Annotated in this window: 14 protein-coding genes; 5 read left to right on the top strand and 9 right to left on the bottom strand. The window is 47.9% G+C overall.

Going from position 1 to position 13,688, the window contains the following annotated elements; genetic code table 11:
- The first annotated feature begins 88 nt into the window (after nt 1–88).
- Nucleotides 89–343: a hypothetical protein gene (locus NYE68_RS03410; RefSeq protein WP_031378602.1), complete on the top strand. Its 255-nt coding sequence runs from the start codon at nt 89–91 to the stop codon at nt 341–343.
- Nucleotides 344–400: 57 nt separating this feature from the next.
- Here NYE68_RS03410 and NYE68_RS03405 read toward each other — a convergent pair whose 3' ends face one another.
- Nucleotides 401–1,570 (bottom strand): macrolide family glycosyltransferase, encoded by a 1,170-nt coding sequence (locus NYE68_RS03405; protein WP_324636086.1) that lies wholly within the window; start codon nt 1,568–1,570, stop codon nt 401–403.
- A gap of 141 nt (nt 1,571–1,711) precedes the next feature.
- Complete coding sequence (locus NYE68_RS03400; RefSeq protein ID WP_042634899.1) at nt 1,712–2,398, bottom strand: GntR family transcriptional regulator; 687 nt, start codon at nt 2,396–2,398, stop codon at nt 1,712–1,714.
- A 182-nt stretch (nt 2,399–2,580) separates the two neighbouring features.
- On the opposite strand from NYE68_RS03400, the gene NYE68_RS03395 reads away from it, so the two are divergent.
- Entirely contained in the window at nt 2,581–3,639 is a 1,059-nt protein-coding gene (locus NYE68_RS03395; RefSeq protein ID WP_007409307.1) for a tartrate dehydrogenase, read from the top strand.
- 48 nt (nt 3,640–3,687) lie between these two features.
- Here the strand turns inward: NYE68_RS03395 and NYE68_RS03390 are convergent, their stop codons facing one another.
- The 4 genes from NYE68_RS03390 to NYE68_RS03375 form a co-directional block, all read right to left on the bottom strand.
- A complete protein-coding gene (locus tag NYE68_RS03390; protein ID WP_032866755.1) occupies nt 3,688–4,470 on the bottom strand; it encodes a class I SAM-dependent methyltransferase in 783 nt (260 codons plus the stop codon).
- Between the two features lie 35 nt (nt 4,471–4,505).
- Entirely contained in the window at nt 4,506–5,123 is a 618-nt protein-coding gene (locus NYE68_RS03385) for an NUDIX hydrolase (RefSeq protein WP_229041585.1), read from the bottom strand.
- Between the two features lie 174 nt (nt 5,124–5,297).
- A complete protein-coding gene (locus NYE68_RS03380) occupies nt 5,298–6,170 on the bottom strand; it encodes a DMT family transporter (RefSeq protein WP_042634896.1) in 873 nt (290 codons plus the stop codon).
- A 215-nt stretch (nt 6,171–6,385) separates the two neighbouring features.
- Nucleotides 6,386–7,207 (bottom strand): MerR family transcriptional regulator, encoded by an 822-nt coding sequence (locus tag NYE68_RS03375; protein WP_032866761.1) that lies wholly within the window; start codon nt 7,205–7,207, stop codon nt 6,386–6,388.
- A gap of 131 nt (nt 7,208–7,338) precedes the next feature.
- On the opposite strand from NYE68_RS03375, the gene NYE68_RS03370 reads away from it, so the two are divergent.
- The gene (locus NYE68_RS03370; protein WP_064107232.1) at nt 7,339–7,797 is read left to right on the top strand and encodes a GNAT family N-acetyltransferase; all 459 of its coding nucleotides are present in this window, start codon (nt 7,339–7,341) and stop codon (nt 7,795–7,797) included.
- 157 nt (nt 7,798–7,954) lie between these two features.
- Nucleotides 7,955–8,698, top strand: a complete 744-nt coding sequence (locus tag NYE68_RS03365) for a sulfite exporter TauE/SafE family protein (RefSeq protein ID WP_007409313.1) — start codon at nt 7,955–7,957, stop codon at nt 8,696–8,698.
- Nucleotides 8,699–8,739: 41 nt separating this feature from the next.
- On the opposite strand, the gene NYE68_RS03360 is transcribed toward NYE68_RS03365, so the two are convergent.
- Entirely contained in the window at nt 8,740–9,579 is an 840-nt protein-coding gene (locus NYE68_RS03360) for a helix-turn-helix transcriptional regulator (protein ID WP_007409314.1), read from the bottom strand.
- A gap of 108 nt (nt 9,580–9,687) precedes the next feature.
- On the opposite strand from NYE68_RS03360, the gene fabF reads away from it, so the two are divergent.
- A complete protein-coding gene (gene fabF, locus NYE68_RS03355) occupies nt 9,688–10,923 on the top strand; it encodes a beta-ketoacyl-ACP synthase II (protein WP_064107233.1) in 1,236 nt (411 codons plus the stop codon).
- A gap of 28 nt (nt 10,924–10,951) precedes the next feature.
- On the opposite strand, the gene NYE68_RS03350 is transcribed toward fabF, so the two are convergent.
- Together NYE68_RS03350 and NYE68_RS03345 are read right to left on the bottom strand one after the other, a co-directional pair.
- Complete coding sequence (locus NYE68_RS03350; RefSeq protein ID WP_025853711.1) at nt 10,952–12,163, bottom strand: Bcr/CflA family efflux MFS transporter; 1,212 nt, start codon at nt 12,161–12,163, stop codon at nt 10,952–10,954.
- 146 nt (nt 12,164–12,309) lie between these two features.
- Entirely contained in the window at nt 12,310–13,443 is a 1,134-nt protein-coding gene (locus NYE68_RS03345) for a glycerol dehydrogenase (RefSeq protein WP_015239268.1), read from the bottom strand.
- Nucleotides 13,444–13,688 lie beyond the last annotated feature (245 nt).

Genomic DNA, 13,688 nt, shown 5'->3' with positions numbered 1-13,688 from the left:
TTGGACTACATGAAAAAATGACTTCTTTACTCTGTTAAAAACAGCTCATATATGATCTAATACCAGTAAAATGTTTAGGAGGCGGCCTATGTCAGCAGCAGGAAATCGGCAAAAATTTTGGGTCATGGCGATGCTTATAGCGGTCTTTGCCGTGTTCGTTTTCTCTTTTTCTGAGAATCATTCACAAAAGGACTGGCACACGGCGGTTGACCAGGCGTCTGTGAATGTCTTCGGCCAGCAGATCTTTGAAAAAAACCGTCTGGCAAAAACACTCGACGCACGTGAGGCAGAATCTCTTCTGACTCTTGTGAAACTTGCAAATGAAGAACATCACATCATCTAAAAGCCATTATAAAAAGCCTGTTTCCCTTTGGCAGAGGAAACAGGCTTTTTCCATGTATTATTGAGCATGTTTTTGTTCAATAAACCGGTCGATCCGGGCGAGAACATCCTTCATGTTCGTACATTCTTTAAAGCTTTCATTAATGGCTTGAATGCCTTGTTTGTATTTTCCGTTATGCAGCACTTCTTCCGCGGCAAGCTTTACCTTTTCAGCGCTTACTTCATCTTTTTGCACGGTATAGCCTGCATCCAATTCAGTCAGGCGGCGCGCAACCATCGGCTGGTCTTTATCGTGCGGGATGACGACAAGCGGCACTTGATAATGAATGCCTTCATTTACACTGTTCATTCCGCCATGCGTGACAAACACGTCGGCCTGCTCCAGCACTTCAAGCTGCGGCACGTACGGGGCGATGATAAAGTTTTCCGGCGCCTGTTTGATTTTCGACAGATCGGCTTTTTCCCCGGCGGCAATGACTACTTTTCCTTCAAAATCTGAGAACGCGTCTATGCACAGATTGAAAAACGCTTCCGTGTCCCCGAGCACCGTTCCCATTGAGATATAAATGACTTTTTCATTCTTTAGTGAGTCAATCGGGAAGTCGACGCGCCCTTTTCTCTTCGGAAAACTCGGACCGATAAATAAATACTCATCTCCGAATGTCTCACTTTCGGGCTGAAAATATCTGCTTGTATAGACGACGTTCAATTCACCTGTGTTGTTCATAAATTGAACCATGCTGTCAGGGGCGACACCGTATTTGTCTTTCATCTCGGCCAACAGCTCTTCACATTCCCTGTCCGGGTGGAGCGGCAGTATTTTCAGACGGTCTTCATTGAACAGGAAGGATGCTGAAGAAGAGATGCCGGGAATGTTGAGATAGTCCCGCACCAGCTCTCCCGCACCGAATTTATCATAATAGACGGCGTCGAATTGAATGTCCTCTGCAAGCCGCTGCACAATATGTAAAATCTCCAGTGACGTTTTGATATGAACCTTTAAAAATGCAAGTATGCCGGACGGACTGCCGGGATCAATGGGTGTCATTCTGAGCAGATCGCTGTGAAGATGAACTTTCGCCCCTACTCCTTCCAGTCTGCTTTTGTATTTTTCCGTTGAGATATAATGAACGTGATCGCCCCGTTCGCTGAAGGCCTTTGTCATACCCAAAGTCGGGTTTACGTGTCCTTCTGCAGGAAAATTGATCATCAGAATATGTTTCGCCATTTTTCAATCTCCTTTGCCTTTTTTGTGTCTCTTCCATATCCATCATAAATGACGCGGAAAAAATCATGCAAGGAACATCCGTCAGGTCTTTATGACGGTTCGATGACATCGGCAAAAAAAAGACAAGGCATTTCGCCTTGTCTATCGTGATGATTCGTCTGTTTCTTCCGCTCTCAGCACGCCTTTCAGATGTTCTTCATCATGCTTGAGATGCTCCGTCATATATTGCACGGCTTTTGTTTTGTCGCCCTTTTTTATTTCTTCAAAGACTTTCCGGTGCTCATGCAGAATAACTTCCGCACGGTCATCTCCTTTAAAATTAAGAACTCTGCAAAAATGAATCAGCACATTGACATGCTCAAGCAGCATGGCCAGCCGGCTGTTGCGGCTGAAATCCACAAGGAGCCGATGAAACGACTCGTTTAAGGAAATAATCTCAGTCTCTTTGACGCCTTTATTGATGGCTTCTTCCGTCTCCCACAGCTGTTTTTCAATGAGGTCAATTTCACTCTCAGCCGCTTCATCAATAACCAGTTCGACCGCCAGTGATTCAAGTGACATTCTGATTTTATAAATCTCTTCAACATCCTTAACGGACAACGAATAAATGACAAAGCCGTTTCGATCGTCTGCCGTCAGAAGCCCGTCCTTTTCAAGGAGCCGCATGGCTTCTCTGACCGGCGACCGGCTGACTCCGAAATCCTTGGCCAGCTGAGTCTCATTCAGCCGTTCACCCGGTTTAAAAATCCCGTCAAATATCATTTTTTTCAATTGGGAATAAAATTGCAGATAATACGGGATTGGCTTATCTAATTTAAAATTATCCATCTTTCCTACCTCTTCATACAATTTAGGCCTTATTGTTACCAAGATCATATAACAGTTTATCTATGGAAGCAACATTCCCGAGCTTGTCAGCATATCGGAGGTGGCGTAATATGGAATTATGATGAACGACGGTCGACGGTCTGCCGTAAACCGAAAACAATTCATTCAGAGGTGACGGAAACATGAAAACATACAAGATTGCCAGCATACCGGGGGACGGTGTGGGGAAAGAAACAGTCCCTCAAGCGGAGCGGGTGTTGAACGCGATCGCCGAATTACATGGAGGCATTGTCTTTGATTTCACTTCTTTTCCGTGGAGCTGCGAGTATTATTTGGAGCACGGGACTATGATGCCGGATGATGGATTAGAAAGGTTACAGCACTTTGATGCTTTGTTTTTGGGAGCGGTGGGGAATCAAAAACTCGTCCCCGATCATGTTTCGCTGTGGGGGCTGCTCATCAAGATACGCCGGGAATTTGAACAGGTGATTAATGTGCGGCCGGCGAAGCTCCTGCCGGGAATCACTTCCCCCCTCGTTAACCCGAAAGATTTTGATCTGATAGTCGTCCGCGAAAACAGTGAGGGCGAGTACAGCTCTGTCGGCGGCAGAATCTATCAGGGTGAGGACGAAATCGCCATACAAAACGCGGTCTTTTCCCGCCGGGGTACGGAAAGAGTGATGCGGTATGCTTTCGAACTGGCGGCAAGTCGGCGGAAACACGTCACAAGCGCGACGAAATCAAACGGTATTGTTCACTCGATGCCGTTCTGGGATGACATCTTTAAAGAGGTCAGCCGGGAGTACGCCGGGATTGAGACGGATTCCCAGCACATCGATGCACTGGCGGCCTTCTTCGTCACGCAGCCGGAACGCTTTGATGTCATTGTCGCTTCGAATCTGTTCGGAGATGTGCTGACAGATATCGGCGCGGCGATTATGGGAAGCATCGGAATCGCTCCCGCAGCCAACATCAATGTAAACGGCAAATATCCTTCCATGTTTGAGCCTGTTCACGGCTCCGCCCCGGATATTGTCGGGAAAGGAATTGCCAATCCTATAGGCCAAATATGGACGGCGAAATTAATGCTCGATTCATTCGGAGAAGAGGAACTGGGCCATCTCCTCTTACAATCTATTGAAACGGTCACAAACAGCGGCATTCTGACTCCTGATGTCGGCGGAAAACATTCAACGGAAGATGTCACTTCCGCTATTATTTCTCAAATCAAGAACAGATAATACGAAAAAAACCGCGGGCAGGAAAACTGCACAGCGGTTTTTTTCGTCTCAGACGGGACGGATCGCGCAGAAACAGGCCGATTCACCTGTGAAGCCTGCAATACGGCCTGATTGATCCTTTTCTACAGAAAAAAACCGCTGTATATCACGAGGAGCATCCAGCATCTGTTTTTCCAGTAATGCGGCTTTCTCTTCAGTCAGGCCTGCCCGTTCACACCAGACGGTAAATTGAAATGGTTTCAAAAAGCAGACAGCGGATTCAATCCGGAAGCCGGCTGTCTCCAGAAAACGGAGCCATTCTGTTTTTTTCCACGCCCGAAAGTGGCTCTGATCCCGTTTCTTTTCAATGTCATTATAAAAATGGTCATATTCATCCTTTTCAGGTGCGGTATTGTCAATGAGAAGCAGTCTGCCGCCCGGTTTGACAACCCGAAACGCTTCATGAACAAAGGCTCTGACATCGGGAAAATGATGCGCCGCGATTCTGCATGTGACGATATCGAAAGCAGCATCGGAAAACGGCATCTTTTCAGCATCGCCTTTTTTGAATGACACGTTCGTCCATCCGTTTCCGGATATAAATGCTTCAGCGGCTGCTAACATTTCTTCCGTGAGGTCATATGCGATAACAGAGCGTACGAGAGGAGCGAGAGCGTTAGCCGTATGTCCGCCTCCCGTCGCGATATCCAGCACGTCCATATGCTTTTCGGCACCGGAAGCTGAAACGAGATACGCCAAATCCTCTCCTGCGGCGTGTCCTGGACTAGTCACATATTTCGCGGCGTTTTTGGCAAATTGCCGCTGCGCCTGCTGTTTAATTGAATCCTCCATTATACTCGGGCCCCCTTTTCTTTCTGATTGCTGCCTTAATCAAAATAAACGGGTTCGTCCGGATGTTTGAGATATGCAAACATCCTTTCAATCTGACTTTTTGTATTGCGGGCTTCAGATAGCGGCGGCAGTTCCGTTTCCGCAAAAAAGCCGGCGGCGCTTGTTTCTGTTCCCTCCCTGATCCGGCCGCCGATGATCTCGCATTTGATAAACACTTTGTAAACGTGGGCGGCGGTCGGCGGATGGGAATGGCATTTCTTATCCATTACAGCTAACAGTTTAACGGGCTTTACTTCGATTCCCGATTCCTCTTTTACTTCTTTGACAGCGGTCTCACCCGGTGAAATCCCGATATCAGCCCATCCGCCCGGCAGCGCCCATCTGCCGTCGCTTTTCTCTCTTACCATTAATATGCTCTGATCTTTAAAAACTGCCGCTCTGATATCAACTTTCGGAGTGGGATAGCCCGTGTCACCGGCGAATACGTCTTTTATGACCCTTTTGTCGGTGCCGGTATGATGCGCCATGATATCCACGCTTATTTTTCTTATTTCTTCAAATCTCTCAATATCATATATGTCTTTGGAATAAGCCAGCCCCGCTTGCGCCGCGGATTGAAGCTGTTTTGCCCATTCAAGCCATTTTGGCTCCATTTTTTCACCGCCCGTTATGTTAATTGACGAAACCCCAAGAGTCAGGATACTGCACCTTGAGAGTACCGATGCCCATGATCCGTTTCTGCTCCTTGTTTTCTGTGTATGACGGAGCGAATCCTGCCGGAAATCAGAAAAAAGCCATTCATTTGCTGAATGGCTTTTTTTCATTTTCTATTTTTCTATCATGACGAGAACGACGCCTGAAACAATAAGAGCCGCCCCGATCCAGAAGGTTCCTCCGATCGTCTCTCCCAGCAGCAGCCAGCCGAGCAAAGTCCCGGAAAGCGGCTGAAAGAAGAAAAACAGACCGCCGCTTGCCGCATTCAGTAATTGCAATCCGCGATTCCAAAGCATGAACGCGCAGGCGGTTGAGATCACACCCAGATATAAAAGTCCGCCCCATATCTCAGGCCGGGCAAGCTGAGACAAAGGAATCTCCCGAAGCGGGCCCGCTGTAAACGGGGTCAGGATGACAAATGCGACGCAAATGGAATACGTTGTGACGACAAGCGGTGAGTAATGGCCGGGAACCCGTTTCATCAGCACGGACATCAAAGCCCATGTCAGCGCCGCAGCCAGAAGCGAGAGACCGCCGAGCTGGCTCGACATATTGAGATCTCCGTTCCCCACAATGAGCAATACTCCGATCGTCGCCAGCCCTGTCGATATTCCTTTTTTCAGCGTTAACCGTTCTTTCAATATCAGCCGGGCAAATACAACCATAAATGCGGGAGTGGATGCCGTAATAATCGCACCCATCTGCGCGGTTGATAATTTCGTGCCGATTTCCTGCGTGACGATCGAAACCGTGTTGCCGATCAATCCGATCGCAGCGATCAGTAATAAATCACGTTTATGAACTTTCCAGGATTGGCGTGTAAATAAACTGAGAATCAAAAGCGAAAGAAGCGCCACCGCATATCTCAGCCATACCAGTTCAAGCGGCGGAATGACCGCTACCACAACTTTTACAACGACATACATACCGCCCCAGATACTGGCGGCCAATGCCAAATAAATCGAACCGAACAATGTATTTTTCAATTTGATGCACCCTCCGTTATCATATTAGGTCACGTCATATGCCCTAACGGAGAGAAGCGCAGTCACCTTCCTCCATTAAGGGCGGAGAAGTGCTGCCGGTACATCATGTTCAAATAAGGGCGCTAGAAACATATCGTTTTTCACCTCAATTGCAATCTGATTTTTCTCATTATACAAGGTTTGTTAAAAGACGTAAATGAACGGCGGCATCGGCTTTATGGATTGCGGACTTGCAGCTGGATTCTTGTGATCTGATTGTCAAACCCGTCCGCCACAACCTCATCAAGCATATATTCTTCATATGCATAATCGCCCATTTCCAGCCCATACTCTTCAATAAACTGCATGATGCTGCGGTAAGCCGCTTCCGCTTCATCCCCTATTTGGTACCCGACGGCATAAAGCCCTTTCGGCTTGATATGGAGGTCTCTATTCTCTATGCCTTCTTCTGTCTTCATATAAAAATGGGTGTAGTTGTAGAATTCTTTTTTCAGAATCTGCTCCCGCGCAAACAGTCCGCCGACCGGATGCCCCTGATCGAGCTCATGTACCCGCATATAGCGGATCAATTCTGAAATGGCGGCAGTATATTGCCGTTCTGGCAAATGGAGTACGGGCCGTCCTATCATAAGTGTCTCTTCATCTAATCGCTGCAATGAGACGGAGGAAAAGTCTGTCTCCAAGGCTTGTTCGGTCAGCTTCACCTTTGTCCGAATCATCCTTTGCAGGTGCTCCAGCTTTTTGATTTTGCTTTCGATTTCTGAAGATTTCTCTTTTAAAAGCGTGATGATACCCTCAGGGGTTTTGTCTGTTAAGAGCGGTTTGATCTGCTTCAAGGGCACGCCGACCTCCTTAAACAGACCGATGACCTGGAACAGTTCGAATTGATGATAGGAATAGTATCTGTATCCGTTCGCTTTTTTGATTTCCGGAGAAAGCAGGCCGATCTCGTCATAATGGAACAGGGTTTGTTTTTTTACGTGGCACAGTTTTGCAAATTCACCCGTTGTGAAGTATTTTCTGACGTCTTCGCTCATAATGCCTCCTTGACTATACGGTAACCATATCCTTTATGATGATCATTGTATCCGAGAGAAGGCTGATTCACAAATGGCTTACGTAATGAAAGCTTTACCGTCTCAAAAAAAGCGGAAGAGGAGTATCAAGTATGACGATTGAAATCAGAACAGTCACGGAAGAAAACCGTGCCGATATACTGGCGCTTCGTGTAAGGGAAAGCCAGACTTCATTTATTGAAACCGCGGAAGAGTGCTTACAAGATGCTGAGGATTGCCGGCATTATCAGCCGGCCGGTCTTTATGTTAACGGGGAATTGGTCGGCTTTGCCATGTACGGATGGTTTCCGGAATATGATGAGGAAAATGAAAACGGCAGAGTATGGCTTGACCGTTTTTTTATTGATGAACGCTATCAGGGACGGGGATTGGGCAAGCTGTTGCTTGATGCCCTTATCCGCCATCTCGTTCGAATATATGATTGCAGACGGATTTATTTAAGCCTGTTTGAAGATAACGTGCACGCATTGCGGCTTTATCAAAAATTCGGCTACTTATTCAATGGAGAGCTGGACTCAAACGGGGAAAAAGTGATGGTGAAAGAGCTGTAAACCCTCTGTATAAAAGCAATTCGTCTTCTTGCCAATACCTTAAATTTGAGGTAACATAAAGATATTAGACGACGGTCGACGGACTACGGTCGATTATTAAAACCTGATACAGCGGAGCGGAACATGGTGATCAGGCATCTAAATGGAGGAGAAGATTGTGCTTATTATACTCGTTATGTTTCTTCTCGGGATTATTCTCGGGTTTATCGGCGCGGGGGGAGCCGGTTTTGTCATTGCACTTTTAACTATACTGTTTCACGTACCGATTCATACGGCTTTAGGCACCTCCCTCGCCGGAATGGCTTTCACAAGTTTATCGGGGGCTTTCAGCCACTACCGTGAAGGCAATATTCAGATGAAGATCGGTCTCATCGTCGGCGTTTTTGCGGCATTCGGTTCGTTTTTCGGGGCAAGGCTTACTTCCCTTATCCCCGCAGATTTGCTGCATTACTTGACGGCGGGCATGCTGTTTTTATCTGCTCTGCTTATTTTAGTCCGGTTATTTATTGTAAAAGAAACACAAGAAGATTCCGGACGGCAAAGCAATCTGAACATATGGGTGAAAGCCGTTGTACTCGGTGTCATCGCAGGAATCTTGTCCGGAACGTTCGGGATCGGCTCTGCCCCTTTCATCCAAATCGGCTTAATGATTCTTTTGCGCTTATCCATCCGCCAGTCGGTCGGCACCACCATGCTTGTCATTATCCCGCTTGCGGTCGGCGGAGGACTCGGTTATGTGACGGAAGGATTTGTCGATTATATGCTGTTGGTCAAAGTGCTGATCGGAACGATGTGCGGCGCATATGTCGGAGCGAAATTCACCAACCTCGTGCCGAAAGTCATTCTGAAATCAGCCATCTTTTTAACACCGGCCATCGCCGGTCTCATGCTTTTATTTTAAACTGAAACGGGAGGCGGCCGCCTCCCGTTTTGTTCTGTTCTTCATCTGTTTTCGAAGAGCTTTTTCAGCTTTGCTTCCGTTTCGGTATGATCTACCGGTGTATACACACTGCACCGCAGATCACTGTTGCCCTGAACCTGAAATGAAGTCAGGTTAAAGACCATTTTTCCCGCCTTCGCGTGGCGGAATTCAATTAATACTTCGGGTGCCGAGCTGACTTCGCTCTCATTCCACAGCGTATGAAATTCCGAATACGTTTTCTCCATTTCTTCTATAAACTGAGAATACCACGTATCAGCTACATACTGGCCGTAATACGTTCTGAAAATGGCGATGAATCCTTTCACAAAGTGCTCCCAGTTCACGGCTAAACTTCTTAATTCTTTTCTGGAAAACAATAGCTCTATGAGATTCCGCTTTTCAGGAGGAATTTGTTCAAAATCTAAAAACACGTGCGCCGCAGCCTGGTTCCACCCTACGATATGACACCGCCTGTCCGAGATAATGGTGGGACAATAACGGAGCTCTTGCAGGATTTTTGAAAGGGACGGGCTGATAACCGCTTCTTCCTCCGCAGCAAACGGCTGCTTCACGCCCTCCTCAATGGCAAGCGCGTATAAATAATTTCTCTCATCTTTGTTCAGCTGCAGCGCATCGGAAACGGCGTCCAATACGGCTGCGGACACTTTAATGTCTCTGCCCTGCTCCAGCCACGTATACCACGTGGTGCTTACGCCGGCTAATTGCGCGACCTCTTCTCTTCGGAGTCCGGGCGTTCTTCTCCGTGTGCCCATCGGAAGCCCGGCCATCTGCGGAGAAATTTTGGCCCGCTGCGTTTTTAAAAACTCTGAGAGCGCCTGCAATCTTCCTTCTGGTATCATACCGAATCTCTCCTCTCTTACCCTGGTATTCATTATACTAGGATAATCAACAACTTGTAATAGGATAATTGCAAGTTACAATAAATACATACCGAAGGAGGAATGACCATGAAAAGAGTTGTGATCACCGGAATGGGAGTGATTTCACCTCTCGGCAATGATGTGCATACATTTTGGAAACACCTGACGGAAGGAACATCGGGAATCTCTCTCATCGATTCGTTTGATGTCTCCGGCTCCAAGACAAAAATAGCCGGCACCGTCCGTGATTTTGACGCAGAAGAAAGATGGGGCAGAAAAGAAGCGAGACGGCTTGACCGTTTCAGCCAGTTTGCTTTAGCGGCAGCGGAACAGGCGCTTGAAAGCTCCGGGATTCAGCTCGATCAGATTGACCGTGAACGCCTCGGCGTGTACGTCGGCTCGGGAATCGGCGGCATCACGACTTTGATTGATAACGTTCATACTTTAAATGAACGGGGAGCGCGAAAAGTGAGCCCGAGCCTTGTCCCCATGATGATCTCAAACGCGGCCGCCGCTCAAATCAGCATCAGATTAGGCGCGCTCGGCCCCTCACTTTCGCCCGTCACCGCGTGTTCCATCGGCAATACGTCGATCGGGGAAGCATTCAACGCCATTCGGAATGATGACGCAGATATCATGTTTGCCGGGGGAGCGGAAGCGGCGATTACGAATTTGTCATTAGCCAGCTTCGGCAATGCCCACGCGCTGTCAGCGAGAAACGAAGACCCCGCCGCGGCAAGCCGGCCGTTTGACGCGGATCGCGATGGGTTTGTCATGAGTGAAGGCGCAGGCATCTTAGTATTGGAATCATTGGATAGCGCAATCGGCAGAAATGCCCCGATCCTTTGTGAGGTGCTCGGCTACGGCGCAAGCTCTGACGCGTATCATATGGTGGCCTCCCATCCGGAAGGGACGGGCGCATACCTGGCGATGAAAAACGCTTTGAAAAAGGCGAACGTTTCAGCGAAAGACATTGATGTCGTAAGCGCCCATGCGACAAGCACAAAAGCCGGAGATCTTTCTGAAACATTGGCCATCAAGACATTATTCGGGGAGCTTGCGTATGACATTCCGGTTACGGCCAACAAATCAATGCTCGGCCACATGCTTGGCGCGGCAGGCGGCGTTGAAGCCATCGCTCTGACAGAAAGCCTGAGACACGGCATCATCCCGCCGACGATCAATCTGCAGCACCCTGATTCGGCATGTGATTTGGACTATGTGACAGACGGGCCCCGCCATCAATCGTTAACGATCGGCCTTTCCAACTCATTCGGCTTTGGCGGACATAATTCGGCGATCGTGCTGAAGAAATATGAATAGCGGGCATCAAAAAAAGGAGTGAATCATTTCACTCCTTTTTTGCTTTCTCCGGTTTTGTTGTTAAGGCGAAAAAAGCGATGGAACCGATAACGGATGTCGTGAACATAATTGCCCCCATCGGCACGGCCGTCGCTTCATTCATCCCCACAAGCGGCGACACGATGGAACCGAGAAGAAGCGGAAGCATGCCGAGCAGTGCGCTTGCGCTTCCCGCGCGGTGTCCCTGCTTTTCCATCGCCAATGTAAAGGTGCTTGTCAGCGTCATGCCGATCGTAATCATATAAATAAAAATGGAAATCACCAGTGCCGCCAGCGGCCCGTGAATGATCGTCATGACGAGCAGAACGGCAGTCGCCGTCATCGCTGTAATCACGCCGATTCTCAGCAGGCTTTTTTCGTGAATGATCCCGCCGAAACGGCCGATGATAAAGCTTCCGGTAATGATCGCCAGACCGTTTATGCCGAATAAAACACTGAATACCTGAGGCGATACTCCGTAAATATCCTGATACACGAAAGGCGTTCCGGAGACATACGCAAAGCTCCCGCCGTGAATAAAACCGACCGTCAGCGCATAGCCGATAAATGACCGATCCTTCAGCAGGCTTCCCATTGTCCGCACGGAATTTCCGATGGAGCTCGGAATCCGCTTTTCTGGCGGCAGGGTTTCTGTCAGCTTGAGCGCAATGATGAGAACAAGCAAAAACCCGATAAAAGTTAAAAACAGAAAAATCGTATGCCATGATGCAAACGGAAGCAATAAAATCGCGCCTCCCGTCATCGGCGCCACCATCGGCGCGACGGCGGTAATAACCATCAGCAGCGAGAAAAATTTAGAAAGCTCTCTTCCCGTAAACACATCTCTGACGATTGCACGGGATAAAACGAGTCCTGCCGAAGCGGTGAATCCTTGAAGAAAACGGGCAATCACCAGTGTTGAAATGTTCGGTGCAAGCGCGCAAAACAGAGAAAACAAAGCAAATAAAAAAATACATAGCAATAACGGTTTTCTTCTTCCCTTCGCGTCACTTAACGGGCCGACAACAACCTGTCCGATTGTCAGTCCGATCAGACAAGCGGTTAAACTGAGCTGGACAAGCGAAGCGCGGGCGCTTAAATCTTCGGCGATTTCAGGGAAGCTCGGCAGATACATATCTATATTGAGCGGCCCCAGTATCGCAAGCATTCCGAGTAGAAAAGCCAGCGCAAGCCGCTCCTTACCGGTCGGATTATGCAGCATATCGTTCCCACCTTTCCTTTGTCAATCTCTCAAAACATTTGTATATTGTATCATAATTTTTTCTTTATTTTTAAAAGTTTTCAAAGGGCATAAAAAAAACCAAGGGCTGTAACAGCCCTTGGTCCCGGATCACGCGGTAAAAGGTTTTACGCGTGTTTTTCTTTAAATGCTTTTGCGTATTGATCAGCCGCTATAATGGCGTCCGCCACGTCGTCAGCCGTCACGTCAAAAGCGGCATGAATCGTTTCTTCTTCAATCGTCGCGGCTTCTGCCACTTTCATAATGTCCTCTTTAGATGCGTCTTTCAATTTGATGTCTTCAAGTGTGACAGGCAGCCCTAAGCTGATATAAAACGCGATATACCGCTCAATTTCCTCAAGCGAACGTTTTTCCAGCGCCAATTGAACAAGCGTGCCGAATGCCACTTTTTCACCATGGGTCAAGTGATGGATTTCACCTTCAAGCGCGGTAAATCCGTTATGAATGGCATGTGCCGCAGCTAAGCCGCCGCTTTCAAATCCCAGTCCGCTCAGAAGTGTATTGGCTTCAACCACCGCTTCCAATGCGGGTGTAACGGCTTTCGCTTTCACAGACTCATAAGCGAGACGGCCGTATTTGAATAATACCGCTTCACATTTTTCCGCGATAGCCTCTCCGGCGATTGTCGGAATTCCGCCTGCCATCGTTTTACCGCCATTGGCGATGACACTGCGCGCCTCTATCCACGTCGCCATCGCATCGGCAATCCCTGACGCTAAAAAGCGCGGCGGAGCTTCCGCGACGATTTTCGTATCGACCAGAACCAAGTCAGGATTCTTATGATAAAAACGATAGTTTTCGAACGCGCCTTGTTCAGAATACACGACAGACAGCCCGCTTGTCGGAGCATCCGTTGAAGCGGCCGTCGGCACGATAACGGTGTAGCCGTTTATTTCATCTGATACGGCTTTGGCCGTATCAAGCGTTTTACCGCCGCCGACTCCGATGACAATAGTCGCCCCTGCTTTTTCTGCGATGCCGGCAATTCTTTTCATTTCTTCCTGGGAGGCTTCGCCGTTGAAAACCGCTTCTTCAGAAGAAATATTGCTTTTCTTTAATTCAGCCGTCACCTTGTGGCCCGCGATATCCCATACGGTTTTGTCCGCGATGACGACGGCTTTTTCACCAACGCCCTCCAGATGTCCGCCGATCGTTTTAATGGCGTTTTTTCCCTGCACGTATTTGGCCGGACTGATAAAAATTCGTTCCAATGTCATCATCCCTTCTTCGTTGTCTCTCATTACATTTCTCTTATTGATAGAGCAGAAATGAAAACTCTTCTGATATCATTCCTCGTTTTGATTTGATTCAAACCTCATATACACTGCAGAAAAATCAATTTTCACGGCATTGACAAGATGTGAAGGTGTCTATATAATCTTCGATATTGAAGCTGATCATTCTTTACTGAATGAACAAACGAGATTGTGAATGATTCGTCTTAAAAATTATTTAGTTCTGCTGGATAATTTTTGAGGCGTTTTTG

Source organism: Bacillus sp. FSL R5-0447 (assembly GCF_038606125.1).
GTDB classification, from domain to species: Bacteria; Bacillota; Bacilli; order Bacillales; family Bacillaceae; genus Bacillus; species Bacillus velezensis.
Note: the sequence above shows the minus strand (reverse complement) of the source record. Positions and strands in the feature narration are given on the sequence as shown.

Excerpts from the sequence above, each read along its gene's own strand:
- fabF (WP_064107233.1), top strand. The coding sequence starts at position 9,688 with ATGAAAAGAGTTGTGATCACCGGAATGGGAGTGATTTCACCTCTCGGC.
- NYE68_RS03370 (WP_064107232.1), top strand. The coding sequence starts at position 7,339 with ATGACGATTGAAATCAGAACAGTCACGGAAGAAAACCGTGCCGATATA.
- NYE68_RS03345 (WP_015239268.1), bottom strand. The coding sequence starts at position 13,443 with ATGAGAGACAACGAAGAAGGGATGATGACATTGGAACGAATTTTTATC.
- NYE68_RS03360 (WP_007409314.1), bottom strand. The coding sequence starts at position 9,579 with ATGATACCAGAAGGAAGATTGCAGGCGCTCTCAGAGTTTTTAAAAACG.
- NYE68_RS03395 (WP_007409307.1), top strand. The coding sequence starts at position 2,581 with ATGAAAACATACAAGATTGCCAGCATACCGGGGGACGGTGTGGGGAAA.
- NYE68_RS03350 (WP_025853711.1), bottom strand. The coding sequence starts at position 12,163 with ATGCTGCATAATCCGACCGGTAAGGAGCGGCTTGCGCTGGCTTTTCTA.
- NYE68_RS03385 (WP_229041585.1), bottom strand. The coding sequence starts at position 5,123 with ATGGAGCCAAAATGGCTTGAATGGGCAAAACAGCTTCAATCCGCGGCG.
- NYE68_RS03400 (WP_042634899.1), bottom strand. The coding sequence starts at position 2,398 with ATGGATAATTTTAAATTAGATAAGCCAATCCCGTATTATCTGCAATTT.
- NYE68_RS03410 (WP_031378602.1), top strand. The coding sequence starts at position 89 with ATGTCAGCAGCAGGAAATCGGCAAAAATTTTGGGTCATGGCGATGCTT.
- NYE68_RS03390 (WP_032866755.1), bottom strand. The coding sequence starts at position 4,470 with ATGGAGGATTCAATTAAACAGCAGGCGCAGCGGCAATTTGCCAAAAAC.
- NYE68_RS03375 (WP_032866761.1), bottom strand. The coding sequence starts at position 7,207 with ATGAGCGAAGACGTCAGAAAATACTTCACAACGGGTGAATTTGCAAAA.
- NYE68_RS03405 (WP_324636086.1), bottom strand. The coding sequence starts at position 1,570 with ATGGCGAAACATATTCTGATGATCAATTTTCCTGCAGAAGGACACGTA.